This is a genomic window from Arthrobacter pasteuri, assembly GCF_054510955.1.
This window is the reverse complement of record NZ_JBTNDO010000001.1, coordinates 778,050-793,694: the sequence shown is the minus strand read 5'-3', so window position 1 is coordinate 793,694 and position 15,645 is coordinate 778,050. Positions and strand designations below refer to the sequence as shown.

The window sequence follows — 15,645 nt, the reverse complement described above, 5'->3', positions numbered from 1 at the left end:
CCTAGCTCAGGGTGATGCGCGGATCGAGGAACGCGTAGGCGATGTCGGCGAGCATGTTGAACAGCACGGCGGCCGTTCCGACGACGAGGAAGAAGGCCATGACGGGGCCCGGGTCGACGTGGTTGATGCCCTCGACGAACATGTTGCCCATGCCGTTCCAGCCGAAGACCTGCTCGGTGATGACGGCGCCGCCCAGGACACCGGCGAAGTCGAAGGCCATCAGGGTGGTGATGGGGATCATCGCGTTGCGGAAGGCGTGCTTCACGAGGACGGTCCGCTCGCTCAGGCCCTTGGCCCGGGCGGTGCGGATGTAGTCCTGGTTCATGACGTCGAGCTGGCTGGCCCTGGTGTACCGCGTGTAGGTGGCGAACGAGATCAGGGTCAGGGCGATGGTCGGCAGGATGAGGTGCAGCGCGTAGTCCAGGTTGATCTCCCAGAAGGTCCCGGCGAGGTTGGCCGACTGGGAGCCGGTGGTCGGGATGGGCCGTCCGCCCGCCTTCGCGGAGAGCGTCGGGTAGGCCTGGAGGAGGCGGTCGAGCACGATCAGCAGACCGACGGACACGGCGATCACGGCGCCGATCTTCGCCGCCTGCGCCCGGAACGGACCGCCCACCGCGCCGGCGACCACATACGCGACGACGGCGGTTCCTCCGACGAGCGCGAGCACCAGGAGCCAGTTCGGATCGTCGAGCAGGGGGATGGAGAGGAGGTAGCCGGCGAAGGCCACCCCTGCGGCCGCGAGGGCCGCGTGCAGCACGCGGCGGCGGCGGAAGCCCGCCAGCAGGGCGGTCCAGAGCACGGCGACCCCTGCTGCCGACACGAGCATCCCGACGACGCCGAGGCCCGGCGTGACGAACCAGCCGGTGACGAGCAGGAGGTACAGGGCGAGCGCGGTGACGACCGCGGCGATGCCGAAGACGGTCGCCCTGCGCCTGCGGTCGCCACCCACGACGACGGCCCAGACGACGCCGGAGACCACCCCGATGAGGGCGATCGTCAGATAGGGGAACTGCGGATTCGCCAGCCAGGTGTTGAGGTCGATCGCCAGGTACTGCTTGAGCAGCGTCGAGAGCCAGAACAGGGGCAGCGAGAACAGCAGGAAGGAGAGGAAGGTGACGGAGTAGTCGAAGGTGCTGTACTGCCGGATCGCGGTGACGATGCCGACGACGACGCCGAGGACGAGGGCGAGCACGGTTGCGATGATGACGAGGCGCAGCGTCGACCCCATGGCGTTCTCGAGCTGGGGGAGGACGGCGGCGCCCGTGCGGTCCTGGCCGAGCGTGCAGCTCACGCCGCCGGGGACGATGCAGTGGCCGATGTCCTGCAGCCACAGGAAGTACCGGGGGATGGGCGGGACGTCCAGGTTCATCGCCGCGGTACGTGCCGCGATGGTGGCGGCCTTCTCGGGGCCACTGGTCTCGCCGAGGTCCTCGAAGGGATCGCCCGACGAGATGGTGAGGAAGTACATCAGCGTGGTCGCCGCGAGCATGATGAAGAACGAGATGATGGTGCGCTTGACGATGAAGTAGAACACGGAGGGGCTCCTAGGAAACGGTGCAGGCGGTGGCGCGGCCGGGCACAGGGACGGGCAGGCCCGAGGGCCTGCCCGTCCTCATGCGTTCTCCGGATGATGCAATCAGGCCTGCTTCGTCCAGCTGTAGGCATTCCAGGTGATGCCGGTCTGCGTCGGGTTGAGTTCCACGCCCTCGAGCTTCGAGGAGTAGCCCGCGATGTTCGGGTTGGCGTAGAGGACCACGTTGTACTGCGTCTCGGCGAGGCGCTGCTCGAGTTCGGTCTTCAGCGGGACGACCGCCTCGGAGTCGGTGCTCGTGACGATCTCATCCCAGAGGCGGTCCACCTCGGGATCGCTGTAGCCGCCGAAGTTCTGCTCACCGCCGGTGATGTAGATGGACTGGCCCGAGGCCACGAGGCCGGAGCCTGCCCAGCCGAAGACGACCGCGTCCCAGGCGCCTGGCTGCGAGAGCTTGGCGCTCCACTCGGCCTCGGGCTGCGGGACGATCTCGAAGCCTGCCTTGTCGCAGGAGTCCTTGATCAGCGCGACCATGTCGGCGCGCAGCTGGCTCGTGGAGGCGAACATCAGGCTGACCTTGACGGGCTGGGTCTTGCCGGCCTCGGCGAGCAGCGCCTTGGCGCCCTCGATGTCGGCGGTCCCGTCACCCTCTGCGGCGGGTGCCCCCTCGAGGACCGTCTCGTAGTCGGACTGCGCCGGCTGGTACTCGTGCAGGTTCATGACCGAACCCTCGGGATCGATGGGGGTCACGAACTTGTCGACCATGTCGGCCCTCGGGACGCACTTCGCGAAGGCCTGGCGCACCTTGAGGTCCTCGAAGACTGCACCGGCACGCTGGTCGAGGTCCACGTGCGAGAAGGTCAGCGACTGCCCGGTGTCCACCGTGACGGTCTCGCCGATCTGCTCGAGGGCCGCCTTCGTGTCGATCGTCGGGCTGGAAGGCTCGATGATGTCGACGTCGCCGTTCTGCAGTGCCTGGACGGCTTCCTCGTCGACGATGGTCTTGAAGACGATCGAGTCCGTCTTGCCGGCACGCTCCTCGCCCCAGTACTTGTCGTTCTTGACGAGCGTCAGGGTGCCGTCGGTCGCGTTGTCCAGCTTGTACGGGCCGGAGGCGGGGAGGATCGCCGTGTCGGGGAGCGTCGGCAGGTCGGCCTCGTAGTTCCAGCCGGTGTTCCAGAACTCGGCGACCGGGGCCAGCGCCGCACGGTCGTCGTTCTGGATGGCTTCGACGAGTTCGGCGCCGTCGCCCTCGGCGGACAGCCCGGCCTGCTCGGCGGCGATGTGGGCGGGCATGAAGACGCCGGTGGTGAACAGTGCTTCCCAGTCGGCGTACGGCTCCGTGAAGACGGCCTCGAACTCCTTGGCACCGGGCTCGCCCTCGATCTGCTCCATGGAGGCGAACCCGTTGGTGGAGGCCGCCTGGAAGAGATCGGCCTCGGCGCCCGTCTCGGGATCCTTCTCACCGCTCGGGTGCGTGCCGGACAGGGCCGCCCAGCTCAGCAGGACGTCGTCGTAGTCGATCGGCGTGCCGTCGGACCAGACCGCGTTCTCGTTGATCGTGTACTTGATCGTCAGCGGGTCGTCGCTGGTCTTCTCGTAGGTCCCGAACTCCTCGTTGGGCTCCAGGTTGCCATTGGCGGCGAAGGCAGCGAAACCGCTCGAGGTCAGGTTGTCCACGTAGGTGTTGTAGACCGCGTTGGTGCTGGCCGTGTTGCCGTTGTAGCCGGTCGGTGCCTGGCTGATCGCGATGTTGATCGTCGAGGCGAGGTTCTCCGTCGCACCCTCCGATGCCGGTGTCTCGGCTGTACCGCCCGCCGATCCGCAGGCGCTCAGCATGAGCGTTCCGATGGACAGTGCGGCGAGCGTCTTAGTGCGCTTATTACGCATTCGATAGTCCTTACTGTGCTTGGCGCGAGGAACGCAGGAAGGTCCCCCAAGGCGGATTGCGGCAGTGACGGCAATCACACTCGGACAGCATAACGGCAGATCGTTGCCTGCGGACACTCAGTGAGCCAGTGATAACCCAACCGTTACCGGAGGGAAACATGGGGTCGCTGAGGAACACAAAAGCCCCCGGGACGCGTGTCCCGGGGGCTTCCTGCAGCGTACCGCTACTCGGGAGCGGGCACGTCGAGCCACTGGAACCACCCGCGGTGCAGGACGAGCCAGGCGATGAGGCCGTATCCGGCCTGGCCCGGCGTGCCGCCGTTCGCGGCGAGGTCGTGGCGCCACTGCTCGTGCGCGAGCAGCGGGGTGAAGGTGTCGACGAAGACGTGCTTGCGTCGCGTGGTCACATCGCCGAAGGCCGCGGACAGGTCGGCGAGGCGGCGGTTGCGTTCGGCGTCGAGGCCCGGCGGGGGGCCGACGACGAGGACCTTGACGCTTATCTGTGCCGCGCCGTCGAGGATGTTGGCGAGATTGAGCCGGCTCCTCGCGGTCGACAGCTCGAGGTCGAGGTCGCGGTCCGACAGGCCGATGACGAGGCGGTTCTCGAACCCGTCGCCGAAGCGGCGCCCGGCCTCCTGGAGCCAGCGGTTCGCGAGGGACTCCGTACCCTCGCCGGGAGCCGCGAGGCTGTAGGCCTCGACGAAGGCGTTGTCCGGCCGGGTCCGGGCCATCACGCGTCCAATCCAGCCCAGTGCCCGCGGATCACCGAGCCCCGCGAGGAGTTCGTCGCCCACTGCTGCTAGCCGGATTCTGCGTTGTTCCACTGGTCCCTCGGTGTGCTGGTCGTCGGATGGTGCCGGGCTGCCGGTAAACCCGCGCACGCCCTTAAAGACATCGGGTGGGGCCCGAAGCCCCACCCAACATCATACTGATGGCCTGCTATTGCCGGCCGAACGCCCTCTTGATGAGGAGTTCCTGCTCCACCGCGTGGCTCTTGGCCGAGCCCGTGGCGGTCGACGCGGATGCCGGGCGCGAGGCCAGGCGCACGCGCCGGTCGAGCTCCTGGGGCAGGTTGAGCCCGATGAAGGGCCACGGTCCCTGGTTCGCCGGCTCGTCCTGCGCCCACACGATCTCCGCGTTGGGGTAGGTGGCGAGGGCGGCCTGGATCTCGTCCAGCGGGAGCGGGTACAGCTGCTCCACGCGGACGATGGCCGTCTTGCCGTCGTCGAGCTTCTGCCGGGAGGACAGCAGATCGTAGTAGAGCCGTCCGGACACCAGGATGACGCGTTCGACGTCGTTGCCCGGCGTTCCGAGCGTGTCGGGGATGACGGGCTGGAAGGTGCCCTGCGTGAAGTCCTCCACCGGACTCGCCGCTGCCTTGAGGCGCAGCAACTGCTTGGGGGTGAAGATCACGAGCGGCTTCCGCGGGCGGCGGTAGGCGTGCTGACGCAGCAGGTGGAAGTGCGAGGCGGCACTGCTCGGGTTCGCGACCACCATGTTCTCCTCTGCACACATCTGCAGGAAGCGCTCGATGCGTGCGGAGGAGTGGTCGGGACCCTGGCCCTCGTAGCCGTGGGGCAGCATCAGGACGAGCGAGGAACGCTGTCCCCACTTCTGCTCCGCGGAGCTGATGAACTCGTCGATGATGGTCTGCGCGCCGTTGACGAAGTCACCGAACTGCGCCTCCCAGATCACGAGCGCGTCGGGTCGCTCCACGGAGTAGCCGTACTCGAAGCCCATGGCCGCGTACTCGCTCAGGGAGGAGTCGTAGACCCAGAACTTGGCCTGGTCCTTGCTGAGGTCGTCCAGCGGCAGCCATTCGTGGCCGGTCGCCCGGTCGTGGAACACCGCGTGCCGCTGCACGAAGGTGCCCCGGCGCGAGTCCTGGCCGGCGAGCCGCACGGGCACACCCTCCATCAGGAGCGACCCGAAGGCGGCCACCTCGCCGAAGCCCCAGTCGATGCCGCCCTCACGGGACATCTGCTCACGCTTCTCGAGCAGTGCCTTGAGCTTCGGGTGGACCGTGAAGCCCTCGGGGATCGCGATGTGCGCTGCACCGATGTGCGCCAGCGTCTCGGCGCTGATCGCCGTCTGCTGTGCGGCGGCCCCGCCGCCGTCCGAGGACTGCTGCGCGTAGGGCCGCTCGATGTCCGACACGGCCTTCGGGTCCTTGGTGACGACCGGGATTGGCGACGTCTGGGCCGCGTGGGTCTCGGCGAAGACGCGCTCGAGGCGCTCCTGGTAGTCGCGCAGGGCCTGCTCCGCCTCTTCCTGCGTGATGTCGCCGCGGCCGATCAGGGCCTCGGTGTACAGCTTGCGGACCGAGCGCTTCGCCTCGATCAGGTTGTACATCATGGGCTGGGTCATCGAGGGGTCATCGCCCTCGTTGTGGCCGCGACGGCGGTAGCAGACCATGTCGATGACGACGTCCTTGTTGAACCGCTGGCGGAACTGGTAGGCCAGCTGGGCCACGCGGACCACGGCCTCGGGATCGTCGCCGTTCACGTGGAACACGGGAGCCTGGACCATCTTCGCGACGTCGGTGGAGTACACCGAGGAACGCGACGACGTCGGGCTCGTGGTGAAGCCCACCTGGTTGTTCACGATCACGTGGATGGTGCCGCCGGTGCGGTAGCCGCGGAGCTGCGACAGGTTGAGGGTCTCCGCCACGACACCCTGGCCCGCGAAGGCCGCATCGCCGTGGATGAGGATCGGCAGCACGGGGAAGCTGTCGTGCTGGTCGAGGAGGTCCTGCTTCGCCCGGACGATGCCCTCGAGCACGGGATCGACGGCCTCGAGGTGCGACGGATTCGCGGCGAGGTAGACCTTGGTCTCGTTCCCGGCGTCGGAGGTGAACGTCCCCTCGGTGCCGAGGTGGTACTTCACGTCGCCCGAGCCCTGCACGGACCGCGGATCCTGAGTGCCCTCGAATTCACGGAAGACCTGGGCGTAGGTCTTGCCGGCGATGTTGGTGAGCACGTTCAGGCGGCCGCGGTGCGCCATGCCGATGGCGACCTCGTCGAGGCCGTCGTCGGCCGCACCGGAGAGCACGGCGTCGAGCAGTGGGATCAGGGATTCCCCACCCTCGAGGGAGAAACGCTTCTGTCCGACGAACTTCGTCTGCAGGAACGTCTCGAAGGCCTCCGCCGAGTTCAGCTTGTGCAGGATGCGCAGCTGCTCCTCGCGGCTCGGCTTCAGATAGGGGTGCTCGAGCTCCTCCTGGAACCACTGCCGCTCGGCGGGGTCCTGCAGGTGCATGTACTCGATGCCGGTGGTGCGGCAGTAGGCGTCGCGCAGGACGCCGAGCATGTCGCGGAACTTGAGCATCGGCTGGCCGCCGAAACCGCCGGTGGGCCACTCGCGGTCGAGGTCCCACAGCGTGAGGCCGTGGGTGCGGATGTCCAGGTCGGCGTGCTTGCGCTGGACGTACTCCAGCGGGTTCGTGTCCGCCATGAGGTGGCCGCGCACGCGGTACGCGTGGATGAGCTGCTGGATCCGGGCGACCTTGTTGATCTCGTCCATCGGATCGACCTGGATGTCGGCGCTCCAGCGCACGGGCTCGTAGGGGATGCGCAGCGACTCGAAGATCTCGTCGTAGAAGCCCTGCTCGCCCAGCAGCAGCTGGTGGATGATGCGCAGGAACTCGCCGCTGCCCGCACCCTGGATGACGCGGTGGTCGTACGTCGAGGTCAGCGTGATGGTCTTGCTGATCGCATGCTTGGCCAGGGTCTTCTCACTGGAGCCCTGGAACTCGGCCGGGTACTCGAGGGCGCCCGCCCCGATGATGCAGGCCTGGCCCTTGGACAGGCGCGGGACCGAGTGCACGGTACCGATGCCGCCGGGGTTGGTCAGGGACACCGTGGTGCCCGCGTAGTCGTCGGCACCGAGCTTGCCGGCGCGCGCCTTCTTCACGAGCTCCTCGTAGGCGTGCCAGAACTCCGAGAAGTTCATGGTCTCGGCCTTCTTGATGTTCGGCACCACGAGCGAACGCGTTCCGTCGGGCTTCGGCATGTCGATCGCGAGGCCGAAGTTCACGTGGGCGGGCTGCACCGCCGAGGGCTTGCCGTCGATGACGTCGTAGTAGACGTTCTGCGACGGGAACTGGGCGAGGGCCCGGATGATCGCATAGCCGATGAGGTGCGTGAAGGAGACCTTGCCGCCGCGGGCGCGGGCCAGGTTGCTGTTGATGACCACGCGGTTGTCGATCAGCAGCTTGGCCGGGATGGCGCGGACGCTCGTCGCGGTGGGGACGCTCAGGCTGGCTTCCATGTTGGTGGAGATCGCCTTGGCGGGCCCCCGCAGCACGCTGACCTTGTTCTCCTCCATCTCGGCATTGCGGTCCGAGGCGGGAAGCTGTGCCGGGATGGGGGGAGTGGCGGGCTTGTCGTCCCGCGACGTATCCGGCTTCTTCGCCGGTTCGTTCGCCACGGGGGGCTTGCCGCTCTGCTGCGTGCTCGCGGGGCTCTCGCCCGAGGCCTTGGGTGCGGCGACCTCGGTCCTCACGACCGGGAGTTCCTTCGTCGGGGGATGCGCGGGGGCGGGGGCAGCCGGTGCGGGCGGTGTGCCACCATTCGATGACGGGGCCGCTGGAGGCGTGGCCGTCGGTGCCAGTGCGGGGTCGGCGGGTTCGTCCGCTGCAGTGCGGTCGTTCCCTGCTGCTGTATCGTCTGCGTCGAACGAATCGAACAGGTCCCACCACTTCTTGTCGACCGAGTGGCGGTCCTTCTGGAACTGTTCGTAGAGTTCATCAACAAGCCACTCGTTCCCGCCGAACTCTTCAGGTAGACGGTGGCTGGTTTGTTCTGGCACTTGGTATACGCCTCTTCCGTAAGTTGCCCTGAGCGCGGTGCGGTCGTCAGGATCGGCGCAAAGCCGTGTCTGGACCCTGTCCAAGTGTAGTGACACGAGCAACAAACAAGCCAATCAGGGCGTGTCCCGGAGCGGCATACGCCGCCCTGTGAACCTCCTCGGATGCCACGCGGAGTGCAGCGGAGAATGGGACGGCAGGCGGGAAGGCACTATACTCTGTGCGGCCGTCGTTGCGGCCGTCGATCCAGGGAGAACCATGCGCTTCATCAACCCGCCCACCACCGACCTCACCTACTCCGACGTCTTCCTCGTACCGTCGTCGTCCGAGGTCATCTCCCGCTTCGACGTCGATCTCTCGTCGGACGACGGGACGGGCACCACGATCCCGCTGGTCGTCGCCAACATGACGGCGGTGACCGGTCGGCGCATGGTCGAGACGATGGCGCGGCGCGGTGGCATCGGCGTCCTGCCGCAGGACGTCCCCGTCGAGGTGATCGCCGAAGTCACGTCGTGGGTGAAGGACCGCCACCCTGTCTTCGAGACGCCGCTGAAGCTGCAGCCCGGCAACACCGTGATCGATGCGCTCCACCTCATGTACAAGCGCGCCCACGGCGCCGTGCTCGTCGTCGACGGCGGCGTCTGCGTGGGCGTGGTCAGCGCGGCCGACTGCGAGGAGGTGGATCGCTTCGCCTCCCTCGAGTCCGTGATGCGCCCGGCCCCGGCCGCCTTCGAGGCGTCGCTGTTCGACGACAATCCCGCCGTGGCCCTGCAGAAGGCCTTCGAGGACCTCGACGGTGCCCGCGCCCCCCTGGCGCCGGTGGTGCGGGACGGCGTCCTGCAGGGCGTCATGACGCGGACAGGTGCGCTCCGTTCCACCATCTACGAGCCGGCGCTCGATGCGGCGGGGAAGCTCCGCGTAGCGGCGGCGGTGGGCATCAACGGTGACGTGGAGGCCAAGGCCGCGGCGCTGCTGGACGCCGGTGTCGATGTCCTCGTCGTCGACACCGCCCACGGCCACCAGCGCAAGATGCTCGACGCACTCGCCGTCGTCCGCGGCCTCGATCCGAAGGTCCCCATCGTCGCCGGCAACGTGGTCAGCGCCGACGGCGTGCGCGACCTCGTCGCCGCGGGTGCCTCCATCATCAAGGTCGGCGTCGGCCCGGGTGCCATGTGCACCACGCGCATGATGACCGCCGTCGGACGCCCGCAGTTCTCCGCCGTCCACGAGTGCGCCCAGGCGGCGGCCGAACTCGGCGCCCATGTGTGGGCCGACGGCGGCGTGCGGTACCCGCGCGACGTCGCCCTGGCCCTGGCCGCCGGTGCGAGCCAGGTCATGATCGGCTCCTGGTTCGCGGGAACCTACGAGAGCCCCGGTGACCTGCAGGCCGACAGCAACGGGCGCCGGTACAAGGAGAGCTTCGGCATGGCGTCGGCGCGCGCGGTGCAGAACCGGACGCGGCGCGACGACGTGTTCGCCCGGGCCCGCAAGGGCCTCTTCGAGGAGGGGATCTCCACCTCGAAGATGTACCTCGATCCCGCCCGGCCGGGCGTGGAGGACCTCCTCGACATGATCACGGCCGGCGTGCGCAGTTCGATGACCTACGCCGGTGCGGCATCGCTCGCGGAGTTCCGCGAGCGTGCCGTGGTGGGCGTGCAGTCGGCGGCGGGCTACGAGGAGGGGCGGCCGCTCCAGCAGAGCTGGTAGCCCGGTTGTACGCGATCGGCGTACAGCTTCGGGATTCGTGTGGCGGGCGGCGCCCGAGCCGGTAAACTGATCTTCTTATGGACAGTCCTTCTAGGGGCCGGCTCGACGCCGGCTTACCCTCTCCTCTTGCCCATCCGCTGCCCGAGCCCACTGCGGGACGCCCGGCCGACGCCGGTCCCGACCAGGGCGCAGCGCTTCTCCCGTCGGACGCCGCGGACCCCCTCAGACGCGGACCGCTGCATCCCCGACCCGGCGTGACCGAGGAGGGGATGTAGCGGTGGAATGGCTCTACCTGGCCGTCGGCCTCCTCCTCGTCCTCGGAACGGGGTTCTTCGTGGCCGTCGAGTTCGCGCTCGTCGCGCTCGACCAGACCTATGTGCAGCGCGCCGTCGACGAGGGCGACACGAAGGCCGAGCCGCTGCTGCGGTGCCTGAAGTCGCTGTCCACCCAGCTCTCGAGCTGCCAGCTGGGCATCACCCTCACCACGCTGCTCACGGGCTACGTGATGGAACCGTCCGTCGGGCAGCTCCTCGAGACGCCCCTGGGCGCGCTCGGCCTGTCGGAGGCGATGGTGGCCTCGACGTCCATCGTCATCGCGATGGTCCTGGCGACACTGCTGTCGATGCTCATCGGCGAACTCGTTCCCAAGAACCTCTCCATCTCGCTGCCCTTCCGGGTCGGCCGGGCGCTGGCCCGTCCGCAGCTGGTGTTCACGGCCGTCTTCAAGCCGGCCATCGTCGTGCTCAACGGCTTCTCGAACCGCATCCTCAACGTCTTCGGCCTGGAGGCCAAGGAGGAGATCTCGGGTGCGAGGACGCCGTCGGAGCTCTCGTCGCTCGTGCGCCGGTCCGCCGAGATGGGCACGCTGGACCAGGGCACGGCCACCTTCCTCGCACGGACGTTCAGCTTCTCGGAGCGGACGGCCGCCGACGTCATGACGCCGCGCATCCGCATGGAGGTCATCGACTCCGACCAGACCGTGGCCGACGTCGTCGAGGCCGCACGGCGCACCGGCTACTCGCGGTTTCCGCTCATCGGGGACTCCGCCGATGACATCCGGGGGGTCGTCCACGTCAAGAAGGCCGTCGCGGTACCCCGGCACAAGCGCGCGGAGCTCCCCGCCGGCACCATCATGACCGATGTCCTGCGCGTCCCCGAGACCGTGCACCTCGATTCCCTCCTCCGTGAGCTCCGTGAGGCGAACCTCCAGCTCGCCGTCGTGCTCGACGAGTACGGGGGCACCGCCGGTGTCGCCACTCTCGAGGACCTGGTCGAGGAGATCGTCGGCGAGGTCAAGGACGAGCACGACAAGCTGAAGCCGGGCGTGCTGCAGAGCGCCACGGGAGACTGGTACTTCCCGGGGCTCATGCGTCCCGACGAGGTCACGGTGCAGATTCCCGGGCTCGTGGTACCGGACGACGCCGGCTACGAGACCGTCGCCGGGTTCATCATGGCCGAACTCGGCCGTGTCGCGGCGCCGGGCGACCGCGTCGAGCTCCCGGCGGGCACCCTCACGGTCGAGCGCATGGACGGGCGCCGGATCGACCGCGTCCAGTTCCGGCCGGCCCCGAAACCTGCGGAGGCCCATGTGGACAGCCCCGACGGGGTGGCAGCCGACAGCGCCGTCGTCCCCGAACACCAGTCGGTCGCACTGAGCGCCCGCACGCATGACGGGCCGCGACCCGCCCTCGCCGGCAGTACTGCATCAGGGAAGGACGACCGATGAGCGACTGGGCAGGAATTCTGTGGCTCGTTGTCCTCCTGATGGGCAACGCCTTCTTCGTCGGGTCCGAGTTCGCGGTGATGTCCGCGCGCCGCAGCCAGATCGAACCTCTCGCCGAGGCCGGGTCGAAGCGCGCCAGGACCACGATCTGGGCCATGGAGCACGTGTCCCTCATGCTCGCCTGCTCCCAGCTGGGCATCACGGTGTGTTCGCTGCTGATCCTGCAGGTCGCCGAACCGGCGATCCACCACCTGTTCGTCGTGCCGTTCGAAGCCGTCGGGGTGCCGGAGGGGCTGGCGGACGGTGTCGCCTTCGCACTGGCCCTGATGCTGGTCACCTTCCTCCACGTGACGTTCGGCGAGATGGTGCCCAAGAACATCTCGGTCTCAGTCGCCGACAAGGCGGCGCTGCTCCTGGCGCCGCCGCTCGTCCTGATCGCTAAGGTCGTCCACCCCGTGATCTCCTCGCTCAACTGGACGGCCAACCACATCCTGCGTGCCCTCCGGGTGGAGCCGAAGGACGAGGTCTCCTCGACCTATACGCTCGAGGAGGTGCAGTCGATCGTCGAGGAATCCACGAAGAGCGGCCTGGTCGAGGACGAGTCCGGGCTCATCACCAGTGCGCTCGAGTTCTCCGGCCAGACCGCCGAGACCACGATGGTTCCCCTCAGCGAGCTCGTCACCGTCCGGACCGACGCGACTCCGGAGGATTTCGAGCGGGCGGTGGGACGCACCGGGTTCTCCCGCTTCGTGATGGTGGACGAGCGCGGCAACCTCACCGGCTACATGCACCTGAAGGACATCATGTCGATGCCCCAGGCGATGTACCGCAGGCCCATCACGGAGAACAAGGTCCGCACGCTCGCCAACCTGTCGCTCCAGGACGAGATCGAGGACGCCCTCGCCGTGATGCAGCGGACGGGCTCGCACCTGGCGCGCGTCCTCGGACCGGACGGGTCCACCCGCGGCGTGCTCTTCCTGGAGGACGTGATCGAGCAGCTCATCGGCGAGATCCGGGATGCGACGCAGAACCAGGGTGCGCGGAGGACGGGCGAGGGCGTCAACGGGACGGAGACCCCCGTCGCCTGAGGCCAGCCCGCGGAGATGCGAACCATTCGCATACGGGCTATGCTCGATCCGCTAACGTAAACTGTTCTCATTAGTCTGATCGAGGTCCTGATGCCCCTTTCCCGCCGTCTCGCCGCGCCCGCCCTCCTGGCGGTCTCAACCCTCGGCCTCGTCGCGTGCGGGGACGGCGGGCCCGGGGCCGCAGGGTCCTCCGGCGCCGGCGACGGTGCGCTCACGATCGTGACCCCCACGAACGTGTACGGGGACATCGCCGCAGCCGTCGGCGGGGACGACGTCGAGGTGACGGCCATCGTCACCAGCCTCAGCCAGGACCCCCACTCCTACGAGCCGACCGTGCAGGACAAGCTGTCGGTGTCCGGGGCCGACCTCGTGGTCGAGAACGGCGGAGGCTACGACGCATTCCTCGGCAGGCTCGCCGACGAGACGGGCGTGGAGACGGTGCTCAGCGCCGTCGAGGTATCAGGTCTGGAGGAGGCCGAGGGGTCGACGGAGCACACGGACGAGGCCGGGGAGCACGCCGAGGAGGAGCACGCCCACGGGACATTCAACGAGCACGTCTGGTACGACCTCCCTGCGATGGTGGGGCTCGCCGACGCCATCGCCGAGGAGCTCGGCCGGCTGGACGGGGACAACGCCGAAGCGTACCGCGAGCGGGCGGACGCCTTCGCCGCGCAGCTCCAGCCGATCCAGGACCGGCTCGCCGCCCTCGCCTCGGACGGATCCGGGGGACGGGTCGCCGTGACCGAGCCGGTCCCCGTCTACCTTCTGGAGGCGGCGGGCCTCGAGAACGTGACACCGGAGGAATTCAGCGAGGCCATCGAGGAGGAGACGGATGTCCCGGTCGCTGTGCTCCAGGACATGAAGACGCTCGTGTCCGGTGGGACCCTCGCCTTCCTTGCCTACAATGGGCAGACGGAAGGATCGCAGACGGAAGCGGTACGCGCCGCGGCCGACGGCGCAGGCCTCCCCGTCCTCGACTTCACCGAGACACTGCCCGAGGGCGAGGACTACGTCTCCTGGATGACCGCCAACACGGAGAGTATCGCGGCCGCCCTCGCTTCCTGAGGGAGTCCCTTCCGGAGGGCGTCCCCCCATCCTGTACGCCCGATGCACTCCTGAACCCCGACAGACTGGAAGCCGCACCGCATGACCTCGACGATGCCCCGCCAGGCCTCCCCGGACGGGGCAGGCGGAACACCGGTGGCGATCAGCCTGCGCGGTGCAGCGCTGTCCTTCGGCGACCGGACGTTGTGGGAGGGACTGGACCTCGACATCCTGCCCGGTGAATTCTTCGCCGTGCTCGGCCCCAACGGGTCGGGGAAGACGAGTTTCCTGAAGGTTCTCCTGGGCCTGCAGCCGCTCGACACCGGCACGGCGACCATCGCCGGCCGGCCCATCAGCCGCGGCAGCCGGAACCTCGGCTACATCCCGCAGCAGAAGTCCTTCCCGCCCGAGACCCCGCTCCGGGCCCGGGACCTCGTGGGTCTGGGCGTCGACGGCCACCGGTGGGGCCTGAGGATGCGGAACCGACACTACGACGAGAAGGTGGACAGGCTCCTGCGCGACGTCGGTGCCGAGTCCTACGCGGACGCCCCCGTGGGGCTGCTGTCGGGCGGCGAGCAGCAGCGGCTGCGCGCGGCCCAGGCTCTCGCCACCGACCCGGCGGTGCTCCTGTGCGACGAGCCCCTGCTGTCGCTGGACCTGAACCACCAGCAGGCGGTCAGCGCCCTCATCGACCGGCAGCGCCGGGAGAAGAACAGCGCCGTCGTGTTCGTCACCCACGAGATCAACCCCGTGATCGACTACGTGGACCGCGTGCTCTACCTCGCGGACGGCAGGTTCCGCGTCGGCTCACCTGCCGAGGTCATGACCAGCGAGGTGCTCTCGGAGCTCTACGACAGCCCCGTCGAGGTCCTGCACAGCAACGGCCGGATCGTGGTCGTCGGACTGCCCGATGCCACCACCCACCACCACGAGAGCGGCTAGGCCATGGACCTCCAGGAGATCTTCAGCGCCATCTTCACCTTCGACAACTACGCGCAGCTGCTGCCCCTCGTCCGGAACTCGCTGATCGCCGGAGCGGTCCTGGGCCTGCTCGGGGGTCTCATCGGGATGTTCGTGATGATGCGGGACCTCGCCTTCGCGGTCCACGGCATCGCCGAACTCTCCTTCGCAGGCGCCGCCTTCGCGCTCCTGGCAGGAGCCAACGTGGTCGCCGGTTCGCTCGTCGGGTCCGTCCTCGCCGCCCTCGTCCTCGGGCTGATGGGGATCCGGGCACGCGACAGGAACTCCATCATCGGCGTCGTCATGCCCTTCGGCCTCGGTCTGGGGATCCTGTTCCTCGCCCTGTACGAGGGGCGCGCTGCCAACAAGTTCGGTCTGCTCACCGGGCAGATCGTCTCGGTCGACGACGTGCAGCTCAACCTGCTCGTCGGGTGCGCCGTCGTCGTCATCCTCGCACTGGCCGCGATCTGGCGGCCCCTCACCTTCGCCAGTGCCGACGCCGACCTCGCCGAGGCACGCGGGGTGCCCGTGCGGGCACTCTCGATCCTCTTCATGGTGCTGCTGGGGATCTCGGTGGCGCTGTCCATCCAGGTCGTCGGAGCGCTCCTGGTCCTCGCGCTTCTCATCACGCCGGCCGCCGCGGCACTGAAGGTCACCTCGGCTCCCGGTCCCGCCGTCCTGCTCAGCGTGGTGTTCGCCTGCACCTCCGTGGTGGGCGGCATCCTGCTGGCGCTCGGGGGCCGCATCCCGATCAGCCCCTACGTGACCACGATCTCCTTCGCGATCTACCTCGTGTGCCGGTTCATCGGCTCGCGGAGATCGGCGCGGAGGTCCACGAATCTGCGAATGGGCGAACCGGTCGGGCGACCCGCGGTGCCGACGGCCTCCTGAACCA

At 68.4% G+C, this 15,645-nt stretch carries 10 protein-coding genes; 6 read left to right on the top strand and 4 right to left on the bottom strand.

The window, feature by feature from the left end; genetic code table 11:
- Position 1 precedes the first annotated feature (1 nt).
- The 4 genes from ACX80H_RS03735 to ACX80H_RS03720 form a co-directional block, all read right to left on the bottom strand.
- Complete coding sequence (locus ACX80H_RS03735) at positions 2–1,534, bottom strand: ABC transporter permease (protein ID WP_459311126.1); 1,533 nt, start codon at positions 1,532–1,534, stop codon at positions 2–4.
- A gap of 102 nt (positions 1,535–1,636) precedes the next feature.
- The gene (locus ACX80H_RS03730) at positions 1,637–3,421 is read right to left on the bottom strand and encodes an ABC transporter family substrate-binding protein (protein WP_459311124.1); all 1,785 of its coding nucleotides are present in this window, start codon (positions 3,419–3,421) and stop codon (positions 1,637–1,639) included.
- Positions 3,422–3,645: 224 nt separating this feature from the next.
- Entirely contained in the window at positions 3,646–4,245 is a 600-nt protein-coding gene (locus ACX80H_RS03725) for a GDSL-type esterase/lipase family protein (protein ID WP_459311122.1), read from the bottom strand.
- A 115-nt stretch (positions 4,246–4,360) separates the two neighbouring features.
- Positions 4,361–8,230: a multifunctional oxoglutarate decarboxylase/oxoglutarate dehydrogenase thiamine pyrophosphate-binding subunit/dihydrolipoyllysine-residue succinyltransferase subunit gene (locus ACX80H_RS03720; RefSeq protein WP_459311121.1), complete on the bottom strand. Its 3,870-nt coding sequence runs from the start codon at positions 8,228–8,230 to the stop codon at positions 4,361–4,363.
- 256 nt (positions 8,231–8,486) lie between these two features.
- Between ACX80H_RS03720 and guaB1 the strand changes: the two genes are divergently transcribed.
- The 6 genes from guaB1 to ACX80H_RS03690 all read left to right on the top strand — a co-directional run bounded on the left by guaB1 (position 8,487) and on the right by ACX80H_RS03690 (position 15,641).
- Positions 8,487–9,935, top strand: coding sequence for a GMP reductase (gene guaB1, locus ACX80H_RS03715; protein WP_459311119.1), 1,449 nt, complete (start codon positions 8,487–8,489; stop codon positions 9,933–9,935).
- A 277-nt stretch (positions 9,936–10,212) separates the two neighbouring features.
- The gene (locus tag ACX80H_RS03710) at positions 10,213–11,661 is read left to right on the top strand and encodes a hemolysin family protein (RefSeq protein WP_459311117.1); all 1,449 of its coding nucleotides are present in this window, start codon (positions 10,213–10,215) and stop codon (positions 11,659–11,661) included.
- Positions 11,658–12,746, top strand: a complete 1,089-nt coding sequence (locus ACX80H_RS03705; protein WP_459311115.1) for a hemolysin family protein — start codon at positions 11,658–11,660, stop codon at positions 12,744–12,746. Before ACX80H_RS03710 ends, ACX80H_RS03705 begins: the two co-directional genes overlap by 4 nt.
- A gap of 90 nt (positions 12,747–12,836) precedes the next feature.
- The gene (locus ACX80H_RS03700) at positions 12,837–13,811 is read left to right on the top strand and encodes a metal ABC transporter solute-binding protein, Zn/Mn family (RefSeq protein WP_459311114.1); all 975 of its coding nucleotides are present in this window, start codon (positions 12,837–12,839) and stop codon (positions 13,809–13,811) included.
- An 81-nt stretch (positions 13,812–13,892) separates the two neighbouring features.
- A complete protein-coding gene (locus tag ACX80H_RS03695) occupies positions 13,893–14,732 on the top strand; it encodes a metal ABC transporter ATP-binding protein (protein WP_459311112.1) in 840 nt (279 codons plus the stop codon).
- Positions 14,733–14,735: 3 nt separating this feature from the next.
- Positions 14,736–15,641, top strand: a complete 906-nt coding sequence (locus ACX80H_RS03690; RefSeq protein WP_459311110.1) for a metal ABC transporter permease — start codon at positions 14,736–14,738, stop codon at positions 15,639–15,641.
- Positions 15,642–15,645 lie beyond the last annotated feature (4 nt).